Source organism: Streptomyces sp. NPDC040622 (genome assembly GCF_055593965.1).
The window spans coordinates 492,558-518,624 of record NZ_JBVIXD010000001.1 but is presented as its reverse complement, the minus strand read 5'-3'; the positions used below and the strand labels follow the sequence as shown (position 1 = coordinate 518,624).

Here is a 26,067-nt window from a genome sequence, read left to right as displayed (position 1 = left end):
CCCCCGCACCTCACCACCCTCAGAAAGTCACCTCCCCTGTGACCTTGCACAGCGCGCTCGCCCACGCGAGCGTCCACGTTCCCGCCGGTCGGCAGACGGTCGCCGAGGCCGAGGACCGCTTCCGTGCGCACAACCCCGGCATTCCCCTGTCCCCCGGTGTCCTGCGGCACATGTACGGGCTCCGGGAACGCACCGTCGCCCCCGCCGACGAGCAGCCGTCCGATCTCGCCGCCCGGGCCGCCCGCACCCTGTTCGCCGAGCACGGCACCGAGCCCGGCGACATCGACCTGCTGCTGTTCGCCGGCATCCTCGCCGACATGGAGGAACCGGCCACGGCCCATGTCGTCGCCGCCCGGCTGGGCCTCGGCTGCCCCGTCTTCGACCTCAAGAACGCCTGCAACGGCGTGCTCAACGCCCTGGAGGTCGCCGACTCGTTCATCAAGTCGGGCCAGTACCGCCGCGTCCTCGTCACCACCGGCGAGGTCAGCACCCGGGAGAGCCGCTGGTCCGTGGACGACGCCTCCGACGTCCTGCACGCGCTGCCGAGCCTGAGCACGGGCGACATGGGCAGCGCCGTCCTGGTCGAGGCCGCCGAACGGCCCGGCATCCTCGGCAGCCGGTTCTTCGCCAACTCCTGGGGCTGGCCCGCCGCGACGCTACCCAACCCCTACGCCCAGCACCGCACCCTCGGTCATCTCCGCATCGACTCGGCCGAGTTGGTGGCCTCCTTCGAAGGGATGCCGGAGAAGGTACGCGGCGCCCTGCACGACTTCGGAGTGAAGGCGGGCGACCTCGACCTCGTCTGCATCCACCAGCCGTCGGTGGCCTTCACCAAGGTCGCCTGCGACTGGGTCGGCGTGGATCCCGCTCAGGTCCTGGCCACCTTCCCCTCCCACGGCAACGTCGCCACCAACACCATCCCCCTGCAGCTGGCCACCGCCCTCAGGACGGGACGGCTGCAACGCGGCGACCTGGTAGGGCTGTTCGGGTTCGCCAGCGGAGCCAGCAGCGGCGTGGTCCTGTGCGAATGGTGATCCAGGTCCTGCCCTCGCACTCCTGCCTGTCTCCGCCACGTTCCCGCCCCGTCATCCGTCACCCGTCACCCGCCGCCCGCCGCCCTTCGACCGGAGCTCCACGATGCCCCTCCCCTCCCCCTCCCGGGCCCACGTCGCCGGCCCGTCCGAGCTCCCTTCCGGCGCCGGGCCCCGGATCGCCCCCGTCCCCCGCGAACAGTGGCCCGAGGCTCTGCACGCGGTGCTGGACGCGTCCCGCAAGGACGGGCCCGGCCGGGTCAATCTGTTCGGCACCCTGGCCCATCATCTGCCGCTGGCCGAGGCCTGGTTGACGCTGGCCCGGGTGCTCACCCACGACGGCACCCTGGCCCCGCGCGACCGCGAACTGATCATCCTGCGCACCGCCCACCGGCTCGACTCCGCGTTCGTCCACGACCGCCACGCGTCCCAGGCGCGACCCGCCGGGCTGAGCCCCGACGAGACCGCCGCCACCATCGCACCCCTGGACGCACACGACTGGGACCCCGACGACCTGGCGCTCCTGCGGACCGTCGACGCGCTGGCCGATCATGCGGACGTGCCGGACGGGGTGTGGGAGCGTCTCGCGCGGCGGCTGCGCCAGGATCAGCTGGTCGAACTCCTGGTCCTGGCCGGGCAGTCGGCCATGATGTGCATGACGCTGCGCACCTTGCGCACGCCGCCCGACGGCCCCGTGGGCGCCGTCGGCCCCGACGCCGTGCGGCCACCCCCGCCATGCCCGTCCCGCCCGGACGACGCGCCGGACCGGGCCTTCCGCGTACGCGTCGACCGCGAGCTGTGCTGCAGTTCGGGCCAGTGCGTCACCACCGCCCCCGACGTCTTCGAGCAGAACGACGACGACGGCCTCGTCCTGCTCCGGACCGGACACGGGACGGTCGCGGCGCAGGCGCGGCGGAGCGTCCGGCTGGCCGCCGCGCTCTGCCCCGGCGGGGCGATCACCGTAACCCCCGAGCCGTAAGCCCTGTCCCCCTTCTCACGTCTGCCCCGCCCCGCTCCGCCCCGCCGAAGGAAAGCCCTCCTCCCCCATGTCACTCACCTCCACGGCGCCCACGCTCACGCTCCCGGCGGCGTACGGCAGTTGCCCCTATGACCCGCCGCCCGCCTACCTGGACGCGGCGGCCGAGCGGCCGGTCACCCGCACCGTGCTGCCGGACGGCTCACCGTGCTGGCTCATCACCGGGTACCAGGAGGTGCGGGCCGTCCTGGCCGACGCACGCTTCAGCGCGGACGCCCGCACCCCCGGCTTCCCCTTCCTCTCCCCCGGCCAGCGCGAACTGGCCACCGCCAAGCCGAGCTTCATCCGCATGGACGACCCGGAGCACGCCAGGCTGCGGCGCATGGTCACCAAGGACTTCCTGGTGAAACGCGTCGACGCGCTGCGGCCCGGCATCCAGCGGATCGTCGACGAGGCCGTCGACCGCATGGTCGCGCAGGGCGCGCCCGCCGACCTGGTCGCCGACTTCGCGCTGCCCGTGCCCTCCCTCGTCATCTGCCTGATGCTCGGTGTCCCCTACGAGGACCACGACCTCTTCCAGTCACTGAGCCGGACCCTGCTCGACAACAGCACCGGCCACGAAGAGGCCACCCGCGCCCACCACGAGCTGATGTCGTACCTGGCCCGGCTCGCCGCCGACAAGCAGCGGCAGCCCGGTGACGACATCCTCAGCCGGCTCGTGGCCCGCGACGACCTCACCCCGCAGGAGACCGCCTCCCTGGGTTTCCTGCTCCTGGTCACCGGCCACGAGAGCACGGCCAACATGAGCGCCGTCTGCACGCTGGCGCTGCTCAGGGACCCTCGGCAGGCCGCGCTGCTGCGTGAGTGCCCCGAGCTGATCCCCGCGGCCGTCGAGGAGCTGCTGCGGTACCTCACGATCATTCATCTGGGCCTCGCCCGCGTGGCCAAGGAGCCCGTGGAGGTCGCGGGAACGCGCATCGGTGCCGGTGACGGCGTGATCTGCATGCTGTCCACCGCCAACCGGGACGAGGAGCTGTTCGGCCGGGAAGGACAGCCCGCCCCCTCGCAGCTCGACCTCACGCGTGACGCGCGCCGCCACCTCGCCTTCGGCTTCGGCGTCCACCAGTGCCTCGGCCAGCCGCTGGCCCGCGCCGAGCTGCAGATCATCCTGGAGACGCTCCTGCGCCGACTGCCCGGACTGCGGCTCGCGGTGCCGGAGGAGGACCTGGAGTTCAGCACGGGGAGCATCGTGTACGGGGTGAAGGCTCTGCCGATCTCCTGGTGATCCTGGCGATCCTGGCGAGGCCGAGCCTGTGCGCAGGAGGACGTCGGCTCAGCGTCCGTTGGCCGAGAAGTGCTGGTAGTCCGGGGAGCGCCAGCGCCCGCCCCACTGCCAGCCCACCTTGCGCATCGCCGTGGTGACGGCGTCGCCCGCCTTGATCATGCCTTTGGCGTTCCGGCGCCGGTCGAGGTAGGCGGCTCCCGCGGCCGGGTAGACGCGTCCGCTCCTGTCCACGTAGGGGTTCTCCAGCGTGTTGATGTCGACGGCGTCCCCGTACGAGTGCTGGGAGAGCTTCGAGGCGTCCCCGGTGACGGCGCGGCAGTTGAAGGCCGAGGTGTTGTCGGCCTTCATGGCCGCCACGTCGTCGCCGCCGAACTTCGCCATCGGGGTCATCCGGCGGATGGGGAAGCGGGCGGCGAAGGCCCGGCCGAACACGTACAGAACGGGTCGCACGGCCCGTTCGCGCACGACGAGCTCGCCGGTGTGGACGCGGCCGTCGAACCCCCAGTGGTTCATCCGGACGAGTCGGAGCCCGGCGGGCGCCACTGGACACCCGCGGTGCCAGCTGCGGCCCAGGTCTCGCGCGAAGACGTCCCTGACCTTCGCGTCGAGGGAGGGCGGTGGCGGGGCGGCGGCCGAGGCGGTGCTGGGTACGGCGAGGAGGAAGGCCGCCGAGGCGGCGAGGACGGCGTACGCACGGGCGCGGGACGAGATCACCGAACAGGCGTAACGTGCCGCCCGCGCACGGCCGGTCGGCACAGCCGACCGCGGGCCGTCATTCGCCCGATTGGCCAAGCGCTTTGCCTCCATTTTCCTTTTCTCGGTACAACCATTCTTCGATTACCCCATTCGGCCGACTTCCGAGATTTATCTCAGGAATTCGGGAACTGACCGCCCGTCCGCGCTGTCTTAAGCGACGACAATGGGCCGCACTGCTGGTGCGGAACCGAATGACGGGGAAGGTTCCTTTCACATGCACGCTCGTACCTCGCGCAAGCGCACCACACTGTTCGCCGCCACCGCCATCGCGGCCGCCCTCTCGGTCGGCGCCGTCGCGCCCGCCCTGGCCGGCACGTCTGCGCACCCGACGCCCGCCGCACACAGCGCCGCCCCTGCCGCCGGCAAGTCCGGCGACCCTCGCAATGTCACCGACCGCGTCGCCGATTTCTACGGCGCCTACATCGATTCCGTGTGGGCGAACGAGGACCCGGCGGCCTCCGCCAACGCCAAGGCATTGCGCGCTTTCTACCTGAGCACCGGCGCGCAGAAGAAGGTGGCCGCGTACGAGGCGAGGGAGCACGCCGACGGCATTCTGTTCGCGCAGAACGTTCCGGTGAAGTGGAAGGTCGCCTACACCGGCTCGGGCGCCGGGCACGCCACGTCGTTGGTCACGCTCACGTGGAGCGACGGCGCGGGCGCCCAGGTCACGAAGATCAAGGTGCAGTCGGACCTCAGGACGCTGAAGATCACCGACCTGGCGCCCGCCGAGTAGTCCGCGGCGGCATCCTCCCGTGGTCGGACGCCGTCGGCGGCGCCGCGCTCGCGCGCGAACCCGCCGACGGCGCACAGGAGTTCTTCCTTTCTCTGGACAAAGTGTGGACGTCCCTCGGCGCCGTCCCTACGCTGAGCGTCGCTCTGCCACAGAGATCTGCGTACCCCCCGACGGAACCACGCAGGAGGAAGAGTGAGGCCACGCCCCACACCGATGTCCGGCTCGTCCCGCCGCAGCATCCGAAGATCCACCGGTCTGTTGCTCGCCGCCGTTCTCGGCGGCGGGCTGCTCGCGCCCGTCGCCGCCGCGAAGGACGATCCGCGGCCGTTCGCGGACCTGCCGCCGCAGGAACCCGGTGTGACCTTACGGGTGTTCGACGTGCAGACCCCGCTGAGCAAGCTGTGCGCCCTCAAGCCCGCGCAGACCCCCAACGTCGACAAGCTGATCCCGGCCGCCGACTGGACGTCCACCGACGGCTTCGGGTTCAGCAACAACTTCGTGTCGCAGATCATCGGCAACCTGAACGTGCCCGAGGCCGGCGCGTACGACTTCCGGCTGATCAGCGACGACGGCTCACGGCTCCTGATCGACGACCGGCAGGTCATCGACCACGACGGACTGCACGGCGCCGAGCCCAAGGACGGCAAGGTCACGCTCAACGCCGGGTACCGGTCGCTGCGCATCGACCACTTCGACGCGGGCGGCGACCAGCAGGTCACGCTGCAGTGGAAGCCGCCGGGGGCCAGTGGGTTCACCACCGTGCCGAACTCCGTCCTCAGTACGGACGCCGACGTCGTACGGGTCACGGCGCCCGGCCGCAAGGAGTGCGAGGGCACCCACGACACACCCGGCGACGGACTACCGCTCACCGAGGTCAACCCCGGGTACAAGCTCACCGACCTGCGCCCCAAGGGCTTCGAGCCGCAGGTGTCCGCGATGGACTGGCTGCCCGACGACCGGCTGGCGATCACGACGTGGGGCGGCAGCACGGAGACGAAGGGCGAGGTGTACCTGCTCGACCACGTCACCGGTGACACCGGGCCCGAGAAGGTCACGTACAAGAAGATCGCCGAGGGGCTCAAGGAGCCGATGGGCATCAAGTACGTGGACGGGAAGCTGTACGTGTCGGAGAAGCACCAGCTGACCGAGTTGAACGACACGAACGGCGACGACGTCGCCGACGAGAAGCGGAAGATCGCCGAGTGGCCGTACGGCGGGAACTTCCACGAGTTCGCCTTCGGCCTGCTCTACGACAAGGGTGACTTCTATCTGAACCTCTCCGTCGCCATCAACTACGGCGGCGCGACCACCGACCCGCAGCCCGCTCCGAACCGCGGCACGACCATCAAGGTCAACAAGGCGACGGGCAAAGTCAGTTATGTCGCCGGAGGCCTGCGGACCCCGAACGGCATCGGGCGCGGCCCTGGCGGCGATCTGTTCGTCACGGACAACCAGGGCGGCTGGCTGCCCGCGTCCAAGCTGATGCACGTCAAGCAGGACCGGTTCTTCAACCACTACATGAACCCGGACGGGCCCTTCGACGACCGGCCCGTCACCAAGCCGGCGCTGTGGCTGCCGCAGAACGAGATAGCCAACTCGCCCAGCACGCCGCTGCAGTTGAAGGAGGGGCCGTTCGCCGGGCAGATGGTGTTCGGTGACGTGACCTACGGCGGTCTGCAGCGCGCCGACCTGGAGAAGGTCGGCGGCGAGTACCAGGGCGCCGTGTTCCGGCACACCCAGGGGCTCGAGTCGGGCATCACGAGGATCAGCACCGGGCCCGACGGCGCCCTCTACACCGGCGGGCTCGGCGCCGACGGCAACTGGGGCCAGGCGGGCAAGCTCCGCTTCGGCCTGCAGAAGCTGACGCCGACCGGCAGGACGGCGTTCGACGTCAAGACGATGCGTGCCACCGGCGACGGCTTCGACCTCACCTACACCAAGCCGCTCTCCGAGGAGACCGCGGCCAAGCTGACCGAGGGCGCCTACTCGGTGGAGCAGTGGCGCTATGTGCCGACGCCCGCCTACGGCGGACCGAAGATCGACGAGGAGTCGCTGCCGGTCGCGGCGGCGAAGCTCTCCAAGGACCGCCGCACGGTGCGCCTGACCATCCCCGGCCTGAAGTCGGACCGGGTGGTGCACGTCCGCTCGCCCCGCCCGTTCTCCTCCGCCGAGGGCGAGCAACTGTGGTCCACCGAGGCCTGGTACACCCTGAACACCAAGCCGGCGTCCACGGAGCCCGTCACCTCCTACGACGCCGAGTCGGCGAAGCTCTCGGGCGGCGCGGACATCGACACCGAGCACGCCGGCTATACCGGCGGCGGCTTCGTCGACGGCTTCGGCGACAAGGGCGCCAAGGCGAGCTTCGACGTCGTGGCCGGCAGCGAGGGCTCCTACGACGTGGGCCTGCGCTACGCGAACGGGCCGCATCCCGCGCCGGGCACGAAGACGCTCGGCGTCAGCGTGAACGGCGGCGCGGCGAAGCAGACGAGCCTGCCGTCCACGGGCGAGTGGAACCGCTGGTCCACCAGGACCGAGCGGCTCGCCCTGCGCAAGGGCCACAACACGATCACGTACGCCGTCGGCGCGGACGACACGGGTCATGTGAACCTCGACGCGCTCGACGTGCGCAGGCCCGGCTCCCGGATCGACCTGTTCTCCGGCGGCAGCGTCTCCACCGCCTGGCAGCACGCGGACGGGCGCAGCGCCGAGTGGCCGCACACCGCCGAGAAGTCCATGGAGGTCTGCTGCGGCGACCTGCGCACGAAAGCGCACTTCGGCGATTTCAAGCTGCATGTCGAGTTCCGGGTGCCGAAGCTGCCCGACGACGTCACCGGGCAGGACCGCGGCAACAGCGGGGTCTACCTCCAGGAACGGTACGAGGTGCAGATCCTGGACTCGTACGGGGTGGCGAAGCTCGCGGACAACGAGGCGGGGGCGATCTACCAGAAGCGTGCCGCCGACCTCAACGCGTCCACGGCTCCGGAGACCTGGCAGACGTACGACATCACCTTCCGCGCCGCCCGCTTCGGCGCGGACGGCAAGAAGACGTCGGACGCGCGGGTGAGCGTGGTGTGGAACGGCAAGAAGGTCCACGACGACGTGGCGGTCGACGGGCCGACGGGTGCGGGTGACCCGGAGACGGCGGCGGCCGGCGCCATCCGGCTGCAGGACCACGGCAACAAGGTCCGCTTCCGCGATGTGTGGGTGGAGCCACTGTCCTGACCGGGCCCCCGCCGGCGGCTCGCGGGCCGTCGGCGGGGTTCCCCGCGCTCCTCACCGCGTACTCCTCGTCCCTCTCCTCATCCCCCGGCGAAGAGGACGCTCCCGTCGGGTCCCAGGGCCTCGACGAGCGCGCCGTGTTCGACGGTGCGGCTGACCGTGCAGTACTTCTCGTGGGTCAGCCGGATCGCGCGTTCCAGGGCTTCGACGGCGCCGCTGTCGCCCTCGGGCAGCTCCAGTTCGTAGGCGACGCGGACGACGCCGACGCGGCCGTCGTCCTCGGTCCGTGACACCGAATCCACGACGATGCGCAGGCCGTCGTGGTCGAGGGTGCGGGCCGTGCGGTCCACGACGAGCCCGCCGCAGCCGCCGAGGGCGGCGAGGAGGAGCTCGACGGGGGTGAAGGAGGGCTGGGCGTCGGGGTTGTCGGCGGCGGCGATCCGGACCTCGGCGCCCCGGTCGTTGCGGGCGGTCCAGTCGCGTTCGCCATTGCGTACGGTCTCGATGCGGTAGTCGGCCATGGCGGAACGGTAACCAGGGGCGGGCCCGTGACCGCGCAGGGCGCTCCGGGGGTGTCTCGGCGGGTCCGAGGCGTGTCGGGCGGCTGCGCGCTGTCAGGGGGCCTGCTGGACGTCTCCCCGGGTGGAGGAGGCCACGGTGTCGCGGTGTGCGAAGTCGCCGGGCGGGATACCGGGGTGGTGTCCCGGCAGGGGTTCGGCGGTGACCGGGGCGGGGCCGAGGGTGAGCCGGGAGACGATGCGGTAGCGGTCGCCGCGGTAGAGGGAGTGCACGTACTCGACCGGCTGTCCGGACGTGTCCGAGGTGAGCCGCTCGAAGAGCAGCGCGGGCGACAGCTCCGGCACGTCGAGGAGGTCGGCCTCGGCGCGGGTGACCACGGTCGGCTCGATGGCCTGGACGGCTTCGCGGACGTGCACGTCGTGGTGTTCGCGCAGGTGCGCGTAGAGGTCGCCGCTCTCCAGCTCCTGGGCGCTCAGTCCGGGCACCAGATCCGCGCGGATGTGCAGGTGCTCGATGGCCATGGGCGATCCGTCGACGAGCCGGAGCCTGGCCACGTAGACGATCTCGGCGGCGGGCGAGAGGCGGAGCTTGCGGCCGACGCGGGCGCCGGCCGGGACGGTGGTGAACTCCAGGAGCCTGCTGGACCAGGCCCCGGCGGCCTGCGGGACCGTCAGCGCCTGGTCGCGCGACACGAGTTCCTGGGTGATCTTCTCGGGGGCGACGAACATGCCGCGCCCGTGCTCGCGGACGAGAAGACCCGCCGCGACCAGTTCGTCAACGGCGGCACGCAGCGTCGGCCGGGACACCCCGAGGTCCGCGCAGAGGACGCGCTCGGAGGGAATGGGGTCGCCGGGGCGCTGCGACTCGATGAGTTCGAGGATGTGGTCGCGCACGCGTTCGCGCTTGAGCACCGCTCCCGGTGGCTCCCTGTTCGTGTCGGCGTTCACCGTCCACCCCCTGTGACATAAGACCAGTTGCCTGACCAGTTGACCACAAGGCCACGGAGATCGACAACTGACCAGCGATTACTAAGGGGTTGACGCCTCAATGGGTCCATGCCACCTTTCTCCATCACCAGAGGTCACCTGACCAGTTGTCCAACTGGTCAGGTCCGACTCCCAGAGGTGACCCGTGAAGCTCCGCTTGCTCGCCGGTCTGTCCGCGCTCGTCGCGGCCGCCGGGCTCAGTGCCTGCAGTTCGTCCGGCTCCGGCGACGGGGTGTCCTCGGACGGCGGGCGGACGACCATCGACGTGTGGCTGATGCGTGACAGCGTCTCCGCCGCCTTCCAGAAGGACTTCGAGAGGGGCTTCGAGGCGACGCACCCGGACATCGACGTACGGGTGCAGGTCCAGGAGTGGGACGGCATCGGCGAGAAGGTCACCGCCGCGATCGCCAGCAACGACGCCCCGGACGTGATCGAGACCGGCAACACGCAGGTCGCCCAGCTCGCGCAGAGCGGCGGCCTGCTGGACCTGAGCGACAAGGTCGACGAACTCGGCGGAAGGAAGTGGCTGAAGGGGCTCGCCGAGCCGGGCGCGTACGAAGGGAAGCAGTACGGCATCCCGTACTACGCGGCCAACCGCGTCGTCGTCTACCGCACGGACCTCTTCAAGAAGGCCGGCATCGACGCGAAGAAGATCGAGACGCGCGCCCAGTGGATCAGTGCGACGAAGAAGCTCGACACGGGCGCCCGGCAGGGCATCTATCTGCCCGGACAGAACTGGTACACCCTCGCGGGCTTCGTCTGGGACGAGGGCGGCGATCTCGCCACCGAGTCCGACGGCACCTGGCAGGGGGCGCTGGACACCCCCGAGGCGCTGCGCGCCATGGCCTTCTACAAGAAGCTGCAGGCGCTCGGCAAGGGCCCCAAGGACTCCGACGAGGCGCAGCCGCCGCAGGCCGAGGTGATGGCCAAGGGGCAGGTGGCGCAGATCGTCGCCACACCCGGCAACGCCAACGTCGTCGTGCAGAACAACGCCGCTCTCAAGGGCAAGCTGGGCTTCTTCCCGATCCCCGGCAAGACGGCCGGCACGCCGGGTGCCGTCTTCACCGGCGGCTCCGACCTGGTGATCCCCGCCGTGTCGCACCATCAGGACGCCGCGTTCACCTTCGTCAAGGAGCTCACCGGCGACAGCTGGCAGAAGAAGCTCGCCGTCGCGATGAGCTACGTGCCCAACAAGACGACGCTGGCCGGGGCCGTCTCCGAGGACCCCGGGGCATCGGCGATGGCGGTCGGCGCGGCCGTCGGGCACGCCACGCCCAACACCCCTGGCTGGGCCGCCGTCGAGGCGAAGAACCCGGTCAAGGACTACATGACGGCGGTCCTTGCGGGCGGGGACCCCGCGCGGGAGGCCGGCAAGGCGTCCGACGCGATCACGTCGGCGATGAAGTCCGGTTCCTGAGCCGCGCCGCCCCTTCTGCCCGCCACCCCCTCTGCCCGCCCCTGACTCCGCCCCTCCCCACCCCTCGCGTCCCGGTCCCGAAAGGAGTGCGTGCCGTGTCGGTCGTCGACCAGCGGACCACGCCCCGCCCCCTCACCCGGCCGCCCCGGCGCCCGCCGCGCCCCTCCCGCCGCACCACCACGTCCGGCATCTGGCCGTACCTGCTGGTGGCGCCCGCCGTGCTCGGCATGCTGTACCTGCTGCTCTACCCGCTGGCACGGGCGGTCCTGATCTCCTTCCAGGACTTCGGTCTGCGCCAACTCATCCTCGGTGACGCGCACTTCACCGGTTTCGACAACTACACGACACTGCTGTCCGACGCCCGCTTCTGGACGGTGGTGCGCCGCACCTTCCTCTTCATGGCCGTCAACGTCGCACTGATCATGGTGCTCGCCACGCTGGTGGCGCTGATGGTGGAACGGCTCGGCCGGTTCGGACGGGCAGCGGTGCTCAGCTCACTGGTTCTTGCCTGGGCCATGCCGGTGGTCGCGGCGACGACGGTCTTCCAGTGGCTGTTCCACTCGGAGTTCGGGATCGTCAACCACGCACTGACCGGGCTCGGGTTCTCCTCGTTCGACGGGTATCCCTGGCTGGCGCACGACCCGGCCGCCTTCGCGATCCTGATCCTCCTCGTCGTCTGGCAGTCGGTGCCGTTCGCCGCGATCACCCTGTACTCGGCGCTCACCACCGTCCCGGGCGAGCTGTACGAGGCCGCGCGCATCGACGGCGCCTCCGCCTCACGCATGTTCCGGTCGGTCACGCTGCCGATCGTGCGGCCGATCTTCATGCTGGTGCTCTCGCTCGAAGTGATCTGGACCTTCAAGGCGTTCGCGCAGATCTGGGTGATGACGCGCGGCGGGCCGGGCGACGCGACGACGATCCTGCCGGTGTACGCGGTACAGACGGCGCTGTCCGGCCAGCGTTACGACCTGGGTTCGGCGGCCTCGATGGTGACGGTGCTGCTGATGTCGGGCGTGCTCGTCAGCTACTTCCGGCAGATGTTCCGGCAGGAGGCCGAGCTGTGACGAGTCCGCGCGCACTGCGCCGCCTGCCGCTGCGGATCGCCGCGGCCTGCACGGTGGTGGTGTGCCTCTTCCCCGTCTACTGGATGGTCACCACGGCCTTCAAGCCGTCCCGGGACATCCAGTCCGACAGTCCGCGGCTGCTGCCGCACAGCTGGACCCTCGACCACTTCCGGCGGGCGGTCGATGCCGACGGGTTCGCCCTGTTCTGGCGCAACAGCGTGCTGGTCACGCTCGGCGCGGTGCTGCTCGCCCTGCTCGTCGCGACGGGCGCCTCGTTCGCGGTGGCCCGGATGCGGTGGCGGGGGCGGCGGCAGTTCATGCTCATGGTGTTCATCGCGCAGATGGCGCCGTGGGAGTCGCTGATCATCCCCGTGTACATCATCGCGCGGGACACCGACACGCTGGACCGGCTGCCGACGCTCACGCTGGTCTACTTCATGATGACGCTGCCGTTCACCATCGTCGTGCTGCGCGGCTTCATCGCGACGATCCCGCCGGAGCTCGAGGAATCGGCGCAGGTCGACGGGTGCACCCGGCTCGGCGCCTTCCGGCACGTGGCGTTCCCGCTCCTCGCGCCCGGACTGATGGCGACCTCGCTGTTCGGCTACATCACGGCGTGGAACGAGTTCGCGTACGCCAACTTCCTGATCATCAAGCAGCAGGACCACCGGACGCTGCCGGTGTGGCTGTCCTCCTTCCACAACACGTTCGGCACCGACTGGGGCGCCACGATGGCCGCCTCCACCCTGTTCGCGCTGCCCGCGCTCGCCGTCTTCCTGCTGCTGCAGCGGCAGGTGACGTCGGGGTTCGCGGCCGGCGCCGTGAAGGGCTGATCCCGCACCGGTCCGGCCCGTGCACAGGTCCGCCCCGTCCGCCCCGTCACGTCCGCCCCGAGGAGGTTCGCAGTGCTCGCACACCGCCCCGCGCCGGTCCCGCTCCCCACCCAACTCGCCTGGCGTCCCGGCCACTTCACCCTGACCGGCGACACCACGGTCCGCGCACCCGCGGGAGCCGAACCCGCCGCCGGCCTCCTGCGCACCCTCCTGGCGCCGGCCACCGGGCTGCCGCTCCCGCCCGCGCCCGACGGACCCGTGGTGCTCGCGCTCGACGCCCAGTTGCGCGGCCTCGGTGAGGAGGGGTACGGCCTCACCGTCGGCCCGGACGCCCTGGTCCTGCGGGCCGCCCACCGCACCGGCCTGCTGCGGGGCGTCCAGACGATCCGTCAGCTACTGCCTCCCGAGGCCCTGTCGGACCGGCCCCGCCCCGGCACACCGTGGCGGCTGCCCTGCGTGGAGATCACCGACGTCCCCCGGCACGCCTGGCGCGGATTCATGCTCGACGTGGCACGGCACTTCCAGCCGGCACCCCTCCTGCACCGCTACGTCGACCTGCTCGCCCTGCACAAGCTGAACGTGCTGCATCTGCATCTGACCGACGACCAGGGCTGGCGGATGCCCGTCCCCGCCCATCCGCGCCTGACCGAGGTGGGCGGCCGGCGCGCGGAGTCGATGGTCGGCCCGGCGGGCAGCGACCTCCACGACGGGATCCCGCACCAAGGTGCCTACACGCGGACCGAGTTGACGGATCTCGTCGCGTACGCCGCCGTCCGCGGCATCACGGTCGTGCCGGAGATAGAGATGCCGGGGCACACCCGCGCCGCCCTCGCCGCCCACCCGGAGCTCGGCAACGTTCCGGGGCGACGCCCCGGCGTCTGGACCGACTGGGGCGTGTGCGACACCGTCCTCGCCGTCGACGACCGGGCACTCGACTTCTGCCGCACGGTTCTCGACGAGGTCCTCGACGTCTTCCCCTCGCCCCACGTGCACATCGGCGGCGACGAGTGCCCCACCACGGAGTGGGCGGCGAGCCCGGCGGCGCGCAGCCGGGCCGCCACCGAGGGGCTTGCGGACACCGCCGCGCTGCGCGGCTGGTTCCTCGGCCGGATCGGGGCGCACCTCGTCGGGCGCGGCCGGGTCCCGACGGCGTGGGCGGAGACCGGCGAGGGACTGCCGCAGGAGTTCACCGTCATGACGTGGCGCGACCCCGAGCACACCCGGATCGCCCTCAAGCGGGGTCACGCGGTCATCAGCTGCCACCACCGGGCCGCCTATCTCGACTACGCCCAGTCGGACGCCCCCTCCGAACCGCAGGGCCAGCCCGGATCGGTGGTCGACCTGCGCGCGGTGCACGGTCACGAGGTTCCTGACGACACCGGGACGTCCGGTCATCTCCTCGGCATGCAGGCGCAGTTGTGGACCGAGTTCGCCTCCACGGCCGAGCAGGTCGACCGCCTCGCCTTCCCCCGGCTCTGCGCCCTGGCCGACCGCGCCTGGCACGGGCCCACACCCTGGCCCGGCTTCCACGGCCGGCTGAGCGCGCACTCCGCCCGGCTCGCCGCGCTGAACGTACGCCACGGCCCGCTCGACCCGTACCTCTCCCACCCCCACCGTTCCGGAAAGGAACAACCATGAGAAGGACGAACCTCACCAGCTCGGCGAAGCGGTCCCTCACGTGCGCGCTCGCCGCCGCGCTCGGCTGCGCGGGGCTCCTCGCGCTCCCGCCCCACGCCAGCGCGGCCACCGGAGATCTCAGCGTGCAGTACCACGCGGCTGCCACCGGGAGCGATCAGGCCGAGCCGTGGCTGAAGGTGAAGAACACCGGCGGCTCCGCCGTCGCGCTCAGCGGCGTCAGGATCCGCTACTACTTCAAGGCGGACGCGGGCAACCCCGGTTACCGTTTCGCCTGCTCCTGGGCGGTGAAGGGCTGCGCCAACGTCACCGGCACGTTCGGGACGCTCGCCCACCCGACCGCCACCGCCGACCGCTACCTGGAGATCGGCTTCACCTCCGGCGCCGGAACACTCGCCGCGGGCGCCGACACGGGCGACCTGCAGCTGCGCTTCCACCGTGCCGACTGGCAGTCCCTGAACCAGGCCGACGACTACTCCTTCGGCGCCGCGCAGTCCACGTACGCGAACTGGTCGAAGGTCACCGCGCAGCTCGACGGGTCGACGGTCTGGGGCACGGCCCCCGAGGGCAACGACCCGACCGACCCCACCGATCCGACCGACCCGCCCGGCGACGGGGCCACACTCTTCGACGACTTCACCTACACCGCGTACGACGACCCGAAGATCGCCGCACACGGCTGGAACGTGCGCTCCAACTCCGGCGGCCCCGGCGTGCCCGGCGCGACCTGGGCGCCGCAGAACGTGACGTTCGCGTCGTCGGGCGGCAACACGGTGATGAACCTGGAGACCTCGACGGCGGGCACGGGCGAGAGCACGAAGCAGACCGAGGTCCTCACCCGGTCGACGAAGTTCAGGAACGGTACCTACGCGGCGCGCGTGAAGTTCAACGACGCCCCGCGCGGCGGCCCCGACGGCGACCACGTGGTGCAGACGTTCTTCACCATCAACGACCTGAAGGCACCGATGGCCGACGACTACGCGGAGTACGACTTCGAGTACCTGCCCAACGGCGGCTGGGGCGAGCCGTCCAACATCCTGTACACGACGTCCTGGGAGACCTACAACCCCGATCCGTGGCAGGCAGTCAACCAGCACACGGAGAGCCGGCAGAGCTACGCGGGCTGGCACGACCTCGTGGTCACCATCGACAACGACTCGATTCGCTACTACGTCGACGGGCAGGCGTTCGGCACGCACGACGCCGCGTACCTGCCCGAGCGGCCGATGTCGATCAACTTCAATCAGTGGCTGATCGACCTGGCCGGCCAGTCGAGCACCACGCCGCGCTCGTACGACCAGCAGGTGGACTACGTCCTGCACGTCAAGGACCAGGTGCTGACCCCGGCGCAGGTCGCGGCGAAGGTCTCCGGCTACCGGTCCGCGGGCACCTCGTTCGAGGACACGGTGCCGTCTGCGTGACGCATGCGTGAGAGGTGTCTGTCGGACCGCCCGGACACCCTGGTCAGCTCGGTAGGCCGGGTCAGCCCGGTCAGCCATCGACGCGAGACCGAGGCCGGTGAGCGCGGCGGCTCCGGCGGTCGCGTGCTTGGGGCCACCCACTTCCCCACCGTCTCCGGTTCCGGCACGAGGCGTTCGAGGACCTCGGTCGCCTCCCCGCGGTGGAGCAGGATCATCGCCACGGAGGCGGCGGCCGGGCCGAGCGAGGTGCGCGCCGGGCGCATCCGCCACCCCGGTGCGGCGGGGGGGGGGCTGAGCCTCGGCACGGGCGGGGGGTGCCTTGTGGGGTGGGATGCATCCCGCGAGTGCGCGGTCCGGGCGTATCCCCCGAGTGCCATGATCTTGGCTGATATACGCTTCGACTACTTTCCTGGCGGCACGCCGGGACAGGTACAGGCACCAGGCCCGGGGGGGCTCTCTCACATGACTTCGCAGTCTCGCGCGCTCTTGGGCGGCGCGCTCGCTTCCGTGCTCGCGCTCGGCGCCGCCGCGCCGTTCGCACAACCGGCCGCGGCGGCGCCCGCGGCCACCGCCGTCCCGACCGCGCCCGGCCCGTGGACGGCGCCCAGGGAACTGCCGGGCGTCACCGGCGTCGTCGACCTGAAGGCCGCGGCGAACGGCACCGTCGCCGGGCTCTTCACGCAGGACGGCAGGACCGTGCTCTCGGTGCGGCCCGCGGGCAGCACCACCTGGCGTCCCGCCGCGCCCGCGCAGGACGCGCGGCTCCAGCGCACCGACGACGGGGCCGTCGCGCTGCTGTGGTGGACGGGTACGGCGGACGGCGGGACCGGCACCCTGCGGATGTCCCGTCTGGCGCCGGACGGGACCGCGTTCGGGGCCGCCGAGGACGTGACGACCGGCACGGTCGCGACGGCCGGGGTCCGCGCGGGCACCCAGGTCACGACGGTGGCGGCCGGGGCGAAGGGCCACCAGGCCGTGGCGTGGGCGGACGGGGAGCGCCGTCTGACGGTCGTCGAACGGTCCGGCCCCGCCGGCCGGTGGTCGGAGCCCAAGGTCCTCGACCGGCTGCCCGACCCGATCGTCCGCGACGACCACGTCTACGACTACGCGCTGCGCGACGTGCGCGTCGCCGTCGACCCGGCGGGCACCGTCGGCGTGATCTGGGGCGGCAACAGCCACTACGTGGGCGACGGCGTCGACCCGGACCCGACCGCGTACCGCTGGCACTACACGTACGTCGAGAAGCCCGCCGGTACCACGTCCTCCTGGAGCGCGCCGCGCGACCTGCCCCAGCTCGGCGAGCGGCCCGCGCAGGTCACTCTGGCCGCGCATCCGCAGGGCGGATTCCACCTGCTCTCGAACGGCGGTTACGCGCGCAAGGCGGCCGGTGCGACGCAGTGGGGCCCCGCCGAGCAGACGGGCGTCGGCGCACGCAGCGACGCGCCCGCCGAGCTCCTGACCGCACCGAACGGAGACGTCACGGCGGTCGGCCTGGTGGGACCGAAGTCCCCGGGAGTCGCCACCCGCCTTGCCGGGGCCGCCGGTTGGCGGGCGGCGCGTGAACTGGCCTCGAACGTGGACGACGACTCGCTGAGCGCGACGGCCACCGCCGACGGCGCGGTCGTCGTCACGTACACGCACCAGCGCTTCGAACGGGGCCGCACGCTGCGCAGGGACTTCGTCGCGCAGACCGTCAAGGGCGGCGACCCCGCGAAGCCGCGCACGATCAGCGCGCGGACGAAGGACACCACGAGTGCGGGGCGGGCTGCCGTCGACGGCAAGGGCCGCCCGGTGGCCGTCTGGACGCAGTCGGCCGTGGGAGGCGGCGCGCCCGCGTCGTACACGGCGACGACGGGGACCCGTGCCACACCGCGTTGGCACGACTACGCCGACGACACCCGCGCGGACGTCGTCGGCCTGTCGTTCAGCGACTCGATGAAGCTGTACACCGGCGACGCCACCAACCCGACGGCCACCTTCTACGCCTCGCCGTGGGCCGAGAAGGCGCGTGTCGTCCCGTTCGGCGACGTCGACGGCGACCGTTGCAACGACCTGATCGTGCGGCTGCCGGGCGGCGAGACGCGGCTGTACACCCCGACGTGCGGTGCGCTGCCGCTGCCCGACTCGCCGCACCGGCGCCTGGCACGTGACTGGAGCCGCTACGACACGCTGTTCTCCGGCGGCGACCAGACCGGCGACGGCCGCCCGGACCTGCTCGCCCGTGACAAGGCCACCGGGCACGTGTACCTGTACGCGCTCGACGCGGACGGCACGTTCAAGCCCCGCGTGCAGATCCGCTCCGCCTGGACCGGCTACAAGCAGGTCATCGGCGCCGGTGACCTGGGCGGCGACGGTCTCGCCGACGTGCTCGCCCTGGACACGTCCGGCACGCTGTGGCGCTACGACGGTCTGCGCGGCGGCAAGCTCAAGGACCGCGTCCGGGTGTTCAAGGAGTGGGGCGCCTCCTACAAGGAGGTGATCGGCGCGGGCGACGTCAACGGCGACGGCAGGCAGGACGTGCTCTCGCGCGACACCGCGAACCGCATGTGGCTCAACGCGGGCAAGGGCAACGGCACGCTCGCCGACCGGACCGCCGCAGGGACGGCCGACTACTGGAAGAACTGGGCCTCCGTCTCCTGAGGAGTCCGGGGCGGCGCTACCGCCTCCCGCAGCAGCTCCACCGGGTGCCAGGCCGTGCGTTCGGTCCCGTGGAAGATCTGCTGACGGCAGGAGACTCCCGTGGCGACGACGACGGTGCCGGCGGGTTCCGCCTGGATCGCGGGAACAGGCGGTCCTCGCCCACCGTCATCGACGTCTCGTAGTGCTCGGACTCGAAGCCGAAGGACCCGGCCATGCCGCAACAGCCGGCGTCGAGTTCGAGCACCGTCGCCCGGGGGATGCGCTCCAGGAAAGCCACGGTCGCGGCCGTGCCCACCTCCGCCTTCTGGTGGCAGTGGCCGTGGTAGAGGAGCTTGCGGCCCCTCGGCCAGGCGTCGTCGCGCAGCCGCAGGCGTCCCGCGTCGATGGCTTCGACGAGTAGTTCCTCGACCTGGCGCACCCGCCCGGCGACGTCCTGGACGGCCGCGTCGTCGGGCAGCAGCGCCCGGTGCTCGTCGCGCAGGGTCATCAGGCACGAGGGTTCGCAGCCCACGATGGGCGAGCCGGGCTCGCTGTCCCGTGCCAGCCGCTGGACCAGCCGCCCGGCCTTGTCCTTCGCGTCGTCGACCAGGCCCTTGGACAGGCTGGAGCCGCCGCAGCAGCCGCCACTCTCCACCGGCACCCGCCAGCCCGCCTGTTCAAGGAGCTCGATGGCGGCGAGGCCGATGCCCGGTTCGGTGAACGTGGTGAAGGAGTCGGCGAGGTAGGTGAGCGTTCCGAGCGGTGCCGGGCCCGGGGCGGGCCGTCGGCGACGTGCGCGGCGCAGCAGGTTGTCACGGACGAAGACGGGCAGGGGGCGTTCGGGTGCGATGCCGATGAGACGGTCCATCATCCGGCGCACCGGTGTCAGGCGGCCCGGCAGGTTCGAGAGCGGTGCGGTGGCCGAGCCCAGGCGGTTCAGGAGGCGGATCGCGCCGAACAGGCGGCTGCGCAGCGGCACTCCGTGCAGGTCGTGGTGGTGCGAGAGCGCCTCGCTCTTGAGGGTGGCCATGTCGACGCCGAGGGGGCACTCGCTCTTGCACGCCTTGCACATCAGGCAGAGGTCGAGGACCTCGTGGAGGCGCTCGTCGCCCAGCGCCCGGCGCGGATCAGGTTCGGACAGGGCCTTGACGAGCGCGCCCGCCCGGCCACGGGTGGAGTCCTCCTCCTTGCGCGTGGCCATGTAGGAGGGGCACATCGTGCCGCTGCCGGACTTGCGGCACAGTCCGATGTTCATGCACCGGTCGGCCGCGGCACGCATGCCACCGCCGCCCACGACCTCGAAGGCCAGGCGGGTGCGCAGGAGCTGGGCGGGCGCGAGGGCCGCGTCGCGCAGGTTCTCCGTCATGGGCCGCGCGTCCACGATCTTTCCGGGGTTGAGCACGCCGTGCGGGTCGAAGAGCTGCTTGACCTGCCGCATCGCCTCGTACAGCTTGTCGCCGAAGATCTCCCGGTTGAACTCGCTGCGGGCCAGGCCGTCGCCGTGCTCGCCGGAGTTGACCCCGCCGTACTCGGCGACCAGGTCCTTGATCTCCTCGGCGACCGCGCGCATCCGTCCTCCCGGGCAGCCCCGCTCTCCTGTTCACGGCCTCGTTCCTCTTCAACGCCGCCCTGTGCGTCATCGTCTTCTTCGCCTTCGGCGGGCGGCGGTTGCTGGGGCGACGCGTGGGTGCGTACGACGACTCCGGAGCCGGCGACCGGGGCGCCGCGGCCGACGAGGGGGACACGGAGGGCAGTCCGCCGGCAGACACGCGGCCGGACGCGCCGGCCGACGGCGGGACCGCCGGGACGGCCCCCGCACCCCGGTCCACGCTCGCCGTCGTCGAACCCGGCACGTCCGGAGCGGACCCGGCGCCCCTCACCCTGGACGGCCCCCGCGCCCTGACCCTGCTCGGACTGCTCGGACTGCTCGGACTGCTCGGACTGGTCGTCGGCGCGCTCTTCTTCGACCTCGATGTGGGCCTGATGGCCCTCACCGTCACCGTCGTGCTCTCCCTGGTCTCCCCCGCCTCGGCCAGGGGCGCGGTGGACCGGTGCGCCTGGTCCACCGTGCTGCTGGTGTGCGGGATCGTCACCTTCGTCAGCCAGATGGAGCGCATGGGCACCATCGACCACCTCGGCAAACAGGTCGCGTCCATCCAGGCACCGCTCCTCGGCGCCCTGCTGATCTGCCTCATCGGCGCCGTCGCCTCGGCCTTCGCCTCCACCACGGGCATGCTCGGCGCCCTCATCCCGCTGGCGGTGCCGTTCCTGCTGGACGGCCGGGTGGGGGCCGTCGGGCTCATCACCGCGCTGGCCATCTCCTCGTCGGTCGTGGATGCCTCGCCCTTCTCCACCAGTGGCGCACTCGTGACCGCCAACACCCCTCAGGAGCAACGCGACGTCGTCTTCCGGCGGCTCATGGCGTGGGGCCTGGGCATCAGCCTGGTCGGGCCCCTCGTCACCTGGGGGCTCTTCGTCGTGCCGACGTCACTCTGAGCGGGCCGACCGGGCACATCGGCCCCGTTCCGGCTACCGCACGAACTTCCAGGTGATCCCGTTGATCACTCCGACGTCCAGGGGCGCGAGCCTGCCGAACGCCGTCTGGCTGAGGTCGATGTGCGTCGAGGCACAGGAAGGACACTTGTCCCGCACCGGCACGGTGATCGTCCTGCCCTGGTACGTCACCTGGACCAGGACGCCCTTGCACAGCGGGTCGTTGTTCGGGTTCGCGCTGGTCCACCAGGCGGCGGAGACGGCGACCAGGTCCTGCGTCGACGCGTCGATGGGCGTACCGCAGGCGCCGTACCCCTTGTCGTTGTAGTACGTGGCCTTTCCGTTCATCGGCTGGCCGATGGGTATGTCGGCGTGTGCCGGGCCGGCGCCGAGCGCGACACCTACCACCGCGGCGGTCACGACGCCGGTCCACCGTCTGAGCCTCATGAGGGACACCCCACTCCCGTACCGGGCACTCTCCTGCCGAGAGCGCTCTCATCCGGCGAGAGCTTGCGGGCCGGCCGCCCGGCTCATCAAGGCACCCACACCTCACATGGCGTCAATACGCGCTGAGGCACGGTCGGTTGAGGATCACGGGAGGTGCAGCTGGCGAGCCGGGAGAGGGCGGCCTCGCGAGCGTCACGCCCGCGCGTCGGGCCTCACCCGGAACGGCGCGATGGCGGCGTACGGCCGATGGCCCGCAGCCGATGGCCCGCAGCCGTTGGCCTGGGCCGTCGGCGCCGCCTCAGAACGCGTCGACCCGCGCGCGCTCGCTCGCCCCGCCCGAGAGGAAGGAGGCCATCGCCCGCCCCTCCTCCGCCACCTCCGCGCGCTCCGCCCGGGAGAAGCGGCGCAGCGGGGTCGCCACCACGGTGTCCTTGGCCACCGTCCATGTCGCGGCGACGCGGCCGTCGACCAGGACGACGCGTTCCCCGGCGACCGAGAGGCCCCGGTGGGCGTCGTCGATGATCCGGCCGCGGTCGTCGTAGCCGAGGATCGCGTTGTCGAAGGCGGGCAGGAAACGGACCGGCGCGGGGGTGTCCGGGTCGGGACGGGGTGCGTCGGGGAGGTCGAGCAGCTCCCTGCCGCGCTCGTCGCGGAAGGCGATCAGTTCCGCGCGGCTCGCGGCGACCGCGGCCGGCAGCCCGGCGAGCCCGCTCCAGGAGCGCAGGTCGGCGGTGGCCGCGGGTCCGTACGCGGCCAGGTAGCGGCGCACGAGCTTCCTGCCGACCGGGTCGGAGCCACCCTGGGACGGCGGGTCGATCTCGCGCCCCAGCCAGGCGGCGAGCGGGAGGTTGCGCACGCCCGCCTTGGTGCGCCACAGCCCGCGCGGCGGCAGCTGGACCATCGGTACGAGGCCCGCGATCAGCATCTCCCCCAGCGCGCGCGGCGCCGTCGTCGGCCAGCGGTCGGCGACGGCGCGCGTGAGCTCGGCCATGGTCCGCGGCTCGCCGTCCGCCAGCACGGCGCGGCCCGCCGCCGCGAGCTCGGCGAGGTCCACGCCGTCGAGCTCGCGGCGGTACACCCCGAGCACCCGCTGGCGCAGCATCGCGTCGTGCCGGGACCGCCAGGCCAGGGCATCGTCGGCGGTGACGAGGTGGACCGTGCGCCGCATGAGGTGCGTGCGCACCACGCGCCGCTCGACGAGCAGGTCGGAGAGGGTCCGCGCCTCGAAGGCGCACAGCCGGGACCAGAGTCCGACGAACGGCTCCTGCGGTTCCTGGGCCTGCAGACCGCAGAGGTGCGCGACGGCGTCCAGGGGCGGCAGGGCGGCGCGGTCGAGGAGCAGCTGGCGGGCGAGCGTCGCACGGCCGAGGGCCCGGGCGTCGAGAACGGTCACCGGGCCACCGCCGCCGGGCGCTCTTCGGCCGGCCGTTCCGTCGGCCGAAGGAGCGGTCGCAGGGGCGGTCGAGGCGGGGCGGCGTCGGTCATGGGGCGGCTCCTGGCTGCGCGGGATCGCCCCGGCGGGGGCGACGCGGATCACCCTTCCAGCAGTCGCGGTCAGGTTCTGTCCGCGACCCGCTGCGCGCCGTCCCCGCCGGACCGCCCGCTACCCCTTCGGCTCGCGGAAGCGGCCGAACACCTTCGTGAGCGTGTTCATCGGCGAGGTCTCCCCCTTGGTCTGCGGTTGCCCGGGTGGCCTGGGCACGCCGTCGCCGCCGGTGACCTCGGCCAGCGCGGCCTGGGCCGCGTCGGCCGCCTCCCGGTACAGGTCACGGGAGTTCGTCATGGCGTCCAGGGCCTCGGCGTACCTGGTGACCATGTCCTGGGCGTGGGCCAGCTCCTCCTCCGGCGTGAGCAGGTGCCAGCCCTGGCGCAACCGCGTCAGGGCAGCCTCCGCCTCGGCCGGCAGCGGGCGCGGCAGCGCGGCGAACTCCTTGATCCTGTCGAGGAGTTCCGTGGGCTCCGAGCCGTCGAGGAAGACGCTGCGCACCGTGAAACGGTCCGCGTCGTACTCCGGGAGCCGCGGCGTCGTGGGCAGGACGACGGCGCCGCCGCGCGGCATCCGCACGCTCAGCTCCCGCTTCATCGCGAAGTCGGCGATCTGTGCCTGCTCGGGCGTGCCCCGGTGCTCGACCACCCGGTGGCGCAGGCTCGGCGGCAGGAACGCCGAGACCGGCTGCTGCCCCTTCGCGTCCGGCGTCATGGCCTCGTGCACCACGACGTGCACGAACCAGCTCTGCCGGGTGCAGTCCTTCAGCAGGTGGCGCAGCTCGTCGTCGTCCTTGGGCAGGTGGTTGGCCACCCGCAGCCGGAGCTCCGACACCGTGTCGTGGTCCCAGGGAACGCGGTCACTGTCGGGCCAGAACATGGTGGCGGGCGAGGGCCAGTGCGCGTCCCACGCCTGCTCCGCCTCGGCGGCGAGGACCCAGGTGACGCCCTCGCCCTCCTTGCGGCGGGTGTCGGGGTCGTACGTGGTCAGCTGGGCACGCACGGTGACGTCGTCGGCCACGTGCCAGCGGGCCTCGAAGAGGCGACGGGCCGACGGGCCGGGGTCGGCGGCCTCGTCCCGCGGATGCAGGACGGTGGAGCGCGCCGCCTCGACGGGGTCGAGGTCCAGGAAGTCGTCGAGCACCCCGGCCGCCTTGAGGGCGATCAGGTTGCGCCGGACGTCCTGCTCGGGCTCGGGCCCGATGTGGCGGCCGCGCGCCAGCCACGCGGTGTCGGGGGCGGTGGTCGGTGGGGTGCTCTTGTTGGCCATGGAGTCGTTCTGTGGGTGATCGGGACTCGACCAGTATGGTCCGTGGGCCTGTCAATGGAAGCAGTTTCCCGTTCCCGGTTGCATCCGACCCTCCCCGGCGGCCCTCGCGCGCCGTCCCACGGGGTCGGGACGAACGCCCGGTACACCGCCCGTCACGCTGGGTCGAGCGCGTGGAGCCGGCCGCCGGCCTCGGCGAAAGCCACCGGAATCCGGCCCCCCACCGGGGCTTTTCCTCGATCCTGGCCGAATTACGGCGGTACCCGGGCAAACATCCCGGGGCCGCGATCATCGTATCGAGTTAATGTCGGCGGCTTTCCTTGGTCCGGGGGGCGGACCGGCCGTTAGGGTCCTCCTGAATCTGGCCGGATTCCCGTTCATATACCCCTTATTCCTCCTCTTGCCCTGCGGTGTCCGCATACGTGCGACACCGCTCCGACCTGCTCCGACCAAGGAGAGCTCACCCGATGACTGTTGACTCGAGCCCGGAAACGCGGCAGGACCAGCCGCCGCAGTCCAGCCTGGGCACGGCGGCCGCACGAAACCTCACCACCACGACCAAGTCCGCCCCGCAGATGCAGGAGATCACCTCTCGCTGGCTGCTGCGGATGCTTCCCTGGGTGGAGACCAAGGGCGGCGCGTACCGGGTCAACCGTCGCCTGACGTACACGGTCGGCGACGGAAGCGTGGAGTTCGTCCAGGACGGCGCCAACGTGCGGGTGGTCCCCCGCGAGTTGGGCGAACTGGCGCTGCTGCGCGGCTTCGACGACGCGGACGTGCTGAAGGCCCTCGCGGACCGGTGCGCCCAGCACGACTTCGGGGCCGGCGAGACCCTGGCGACCCGCGGCGCGCCCGCGGACCAGCTCCACCTGATCGCCCACGGGCGCGTCGGTCAGACCACCGTCGGCAGTTACGACGACGAGGTCACCCTGGACGTGCTCGCCGACGGCGACCAGTTCGGGGAGTACGCCCTCCTGGACGAGGACGCCCGGTGGGAGTCCACCTTCACCGCCGAGACCTCCGGCACCCTGCTGACGCTGTCACGCGCCGACTTCGAGTCCGTGGTGTCCTCGGCGCCGGACCTCCGGGACCACCTGGAGAACTTCAAGTCCCTCCCCCGCCAGCCCCAGAACCACCGCGGCGAGGCCGCGATCGCGATGTCGGCGGGCCACACCGGGGAGCACGAACTGCCCGGTGCCTTCGTGGACTACGAGTTGAAGCCGCGTGAGTACGAACTGTCGGTCGCCCAGACCGTCCTGCGCGTCCACACGAGGATCGCCGACCTCTACAACGGGCCGATGAACCAGACCGAGGAGCAACTCAGGCTCACGATCGAGGCGTTGCGCGAACGCCAGGAGCACGAGCTCATCAACAACCGGGAGTTCGGCCTCCTCCACAACGCCGACTTCAAGCAGCGCATCCAGCCGCACTCGGGTCCGCCCACCCCGGACGACCTGGACGAACTGCTCTGCCGCCGTCGCGGCTCGAAGTTCTACCTCGCGCACCCCAGGACGATCGCGGCGATCGGGCGCGAGTTCAGCGCCCGAGGGCTCTACCCGGACCACGTCGACCTCGGTGGCCAGCAGGTCCCCGCCTGGCGCGGCGTCCCGATCCTGCCCTGCAACAAGATCCCCGTCACGAAGGAGCAGACCAGCTCGATCCTCGTCATGCGTACCGGCGAGGAGAACCAGGGCGTCATCGGTCTGCATCAGACCGGCCTGCCGGACGAGTACGAACCGGGGCTGTCGGTGCGGTTCATGGGCGTCGACGAGACGGCGATCACCTCCTACCTCGTCAGCACCTACTACTCCGCCGCCATCCTCGTGCCGGACGCGGTCGGCGTGCTGGAGAACGTGCAGATCGGCCGCTGGGCCAACTAGC

Annotated in this window: 20 protein-coding genes; 13 read left to right on the top strand and 7 right to left on the bottom strand. The window is 71.7% G+C overall.

Features of this window, described 5'->3' with window-relative positions; all coding sequences use genetic code 11:
- Window positions 1-38 precede the first annotated feature (38 nt).
- The 3 genes from ACZ592_RS02325 to ACZ592_RS02315 all read left to right on the top strand — a co-directional run bounded on the left by ACZ592_RS02325 (window position 39) and on the right by ACZ592_RS02315 (window position 3,292).
- The gene (locus ACZ592_RS02325; protein WP_471579593.1) at window positions 39-1,034 is read left to right on the top strand and encodes a 3-oxoacyl-ACP synthase III family protein; all 996 of its coding nucleotides are present in this window, start codon (window positions 39-41) and stop codon (window positions 1,032-1,034) included.
- 103 nt (window positions 1,035-1,137) lie between these two features.
- Entirely contained in the window at window positions 1,138-2,010 is an 873-nt protein-coding gene (locus ACZ592_RS02320) for a ferredoxin (protein WP_471579592.1), read from the top strand.
- 67 nt (window positions 2,011-2,077) lie between these two features.
- Window positions 2,078-3,292: a cytochrome P450 gene (locus ACZ592_RS02315; RefSeq protein WP_471579591.1), complete on the top strand. Its 1,215-nt coding sequence runs from the start codon at window positions 2,078-2,080 to the stop codon at window positions 3,290-3,292.
- A 48-nt stretch (window positions 3,293-3,340) separates the two neighbouring features.
- Here ACZ592_RS02315 and ACZ592_RS02310 read toward each other — a convergent pair whose 3' ends face one another.
- Entirely contained in the window at window positions 3,341-4,006 is a 666-nt protein-coding gene (locus tag ACZ592_RS02310) for a M15 family metallopeptidase (RefSeq protein WP_471579590.1), read from the bottom strand.
- A 256-nt stretch (window positions 4,007-4,262) separates the two neighbouring features.
- On the opposite strand from ACZ592_RS02310, the gene ACZ592_RS02305 reads away from it, so the two are divergent.
- Both ACZ592_RS02305 and ACZ592_RS02300 read left to right on the top strand, forming a co-directional pair.
- Window positions 4,263-4,781: a hypothetical protein gene (locus tag ACZ592_RS02305; RefSeq protein ID WP_471579589.1), complete on the top strand. Its 519-nt coding sequence runs from the start codon at window positions 4,263-4,265 to the stop codon at window positions 4,779-4,781.
- Between the two features lie 213 nt (window positions 4,782-4,994).
- Complete coding sequence (locus tag ACZ592_RS02300) at window positions 4,995-8,003, top strand: 3-keto-alpha-glucoside-1,2-lyase-like domain-containing protein (protein WP_471579995.1); 3,009 nt, start codon at window positions 4,995-4,997, stop codon at window positions 8,001-8,003.
- A gap of 77 nt (window positions 8,004-8,080) precedes the next feature.
- Here the strand turns inward: ACZ592_RS02300 and ACZ592_RS02295 are convergent, their stop codons facing one another.
- Together ACZ592_RS02295 and ACZ592_RS02290 are read right to left on the bottom strand one after the other, a co-directional pair.
- Window positions 8,081-8,521 (bottom strand): OsmC family protein, encoded by a 441-nt coding sequence (locus ACZ592_RS02295; RefSeq protein ID WP_471579588.1) that lies wholly within the window; start codon window positions 8,519-8,521, stop codon window positions 8,081-8,083.
- Window positions 8,522-8,614: 93 nt separating this feature from the next.
- Window positions 8,615-9,466, bottom strand: a complete 852-nt coding sequence (locus tag ACZ592_RS02290; RefSeq protein ID WP_471579587.1) for a GntR family transcriptional regulator — start codon at window positions 9,464-9,466, stop codon at window positions 8,615-8,617.
- Window positions 9,467-9,650: 184 nt separating this feature from the next.
- Here ACZ592_RS02290 and ACZ592_RS02285 point away from each other — a divergent pair, with 184 nt between their 5' ends.
- The 6 genes from ACZ592_RS02285 (at window position 9,651) to ACZ592_RS02260 (ending at window position 18,515) form a co-directional block, all read left to right on the top strand.
- Entirely contained in the window at window positions 9,651-10,922 is a 1,272-nt protein-coding gene (locus ACZ592_RS02285; RefSeq protein WP_471579586.1) for an extracellular solute-binding protein, read from the top strand.
- Between the two features lie 95 nt (window positions 10,923-11,017).
- Window positions 11,018-11,986 (top strand): carbohydrate ABC transporter permease, encoded by a 969-nt coding sequence (locus ACZ592_RS02280; protein ID WP_471579585.1) that lies wholly within the window; start codon window positions 11,018-11,020, stop codon window positions 11,984-11,986.
- A complete protein-coding gene (locus tag ACZ592_RS02275) occupies window positions 11,983-12,819 on the top strand; it encodes a carbohydrate ABC transporter permease (protein WP_471579584.1) in 837 nt (278 codons plus the stop codon). Before ACZ592_RS02280 ends, ACZ592_RS02275 begins: the two co-directional genes overlap by 4 nt.
- 72 nt (window positions 12,820-12,891) lie before the next feature.
- Window positions 12,892-14,457 carry a beta-N-acetylhexosaminidase gene (locus ACZ592_RS02270; RefSeq protein ID WP_471579583.1) on the top strand — a complete coding sequence of 522 codons (1,566 nt, stop codon included), beginning with the start codon at window positions 12,892-12,894 and terminating at the stop codon, window positions 14,455-14,457.
- A complete protein-coding gene (locus tag ACZ592_RS02265; protein ID WP_471579582.1) occupies window positions 14,454-15,875 on the top strand; it encodes a cellulose binding domain-containing protein in 1,422 nt (473 codons plus the stop codon). Before ACZ592_RS02270 ends, ACZ592_RS02265 begins: the two co-directional genes overlap by 4 nt.
- 462 nt (window positions 15,876-16,337) lie before the next feature.
- Window positions 16,338-18,515 carry an FG-GAP repeat domain-containing protein gene (locus ACZ592_RS02260; protein ID WP_471579581.1) on the top strand — a complete coding sequence of 726 codons (2,178 nt, stop codon included), beginning with the start codon at window positions 16,338-16,340 and terminating at the stop codon, window positions 18,513-18,515.
- Between the two features lie 16 nt (window positions 18,516-18,531).
- On the opposite strand, the gene ACZ592_RS02255 is transcribed toward ACZ592_RS02260, so the two are convergent.
- Window positions 18,532-20,064 (bottom strand): (Fe-S)-binding protein, encoded by a 1,533-nt coding sequence (locus ACZ592_RS02255; RefSeq protein WP_471579580.1) that lies wholly within the window; start codon window positions 20,062-20,064, stop codon window positions 18,532-18,534.
- A 113-nt stretch (window positions 20,065-20,177) separates the two neighbouring features.
- Between ACZ592_RS02255 and ACZ592_RS02250 the strand changes: the two genes are divergently transcribed.
- Window positions 20,178-20,990 carry an SLC13 family permease gene (locus ACZ592_RS02250; protein ID WP_471579579.1) on the top strand — a complete coding sequence of 271 codons (813 nt, stop codon included), beginning with the start codon at window positions 20,178-20,180 and terminating at the stop codon, window positions 20,988-20,990.
- A 33-nt stretch (window positions 20,991-21,023) separates the two neighbouring features.
- Here the strand turns inward: ACZ592_RS02250 and ACZ592_RS02245 are convergent, their stop codons facing one another.
- The 3 genes from ACZ592_RS02245 to ACZ592_RS02235 all read right to left on the bottom strand — a co-directional run bounded on the left by ACZ592_RS02245 (window position 21,024) and on the right by ACZ592_RS02235 (window position 24,189).
- A complete protein-coding gene (locus ACZ592_RS02245) occupies window positions 21,024-21,434 on the bottom strand; it encodes a cysteine/serine endopeptidase inhibitor (protein ID WP_471579578.1) in 411 nt (136 codons plus the stop codon).
- A gap of 298 nt (window positions 21,435-21,732) precedes the next feature.
- A complete protein-coding gene (locus tag ACZ592_RS02240) occupies window positions 21,733-22,827 on the bottom strand; it encodes a winged helix DNA-binding domain-containing protein (protein ID WP_471579577.1) in 1,095 nt (364 codons plus the stop codon).
- Between the two features lie 210 nt (window positions 22,828-23,037).
- The gene (locus ACZ592_RS02235; protein WP_471579576.1) at window positions 23,038-24,189 is read right to left on the bottom strand and encodes a hypothetical protein; all 1,152 of its coding nucleotides are present in this window, start codon (window positions 24,187-24,189) and stop codon (window positions 23,038-23,040) included.
- A 464-nt stretch (window positions 24,190-24,653) separates the two neighbouring features.
- Between ACZ592_RS02235 and ACZ592_RS02230 the strand changes: the two genes are divergently transcribed.
- A complete protein-coding gene (locus ACZ592_RS02230; RefSeq protein WP_471579575.1) occupies window positions 24,654-26,066 on the top strand; it encodes a family 2B encapsulin nanocompartment shell protein in 1,413 nt (470 codons plus the stop codon).
- Window position 26,067 lies beyond the last annotated feature (1 nt).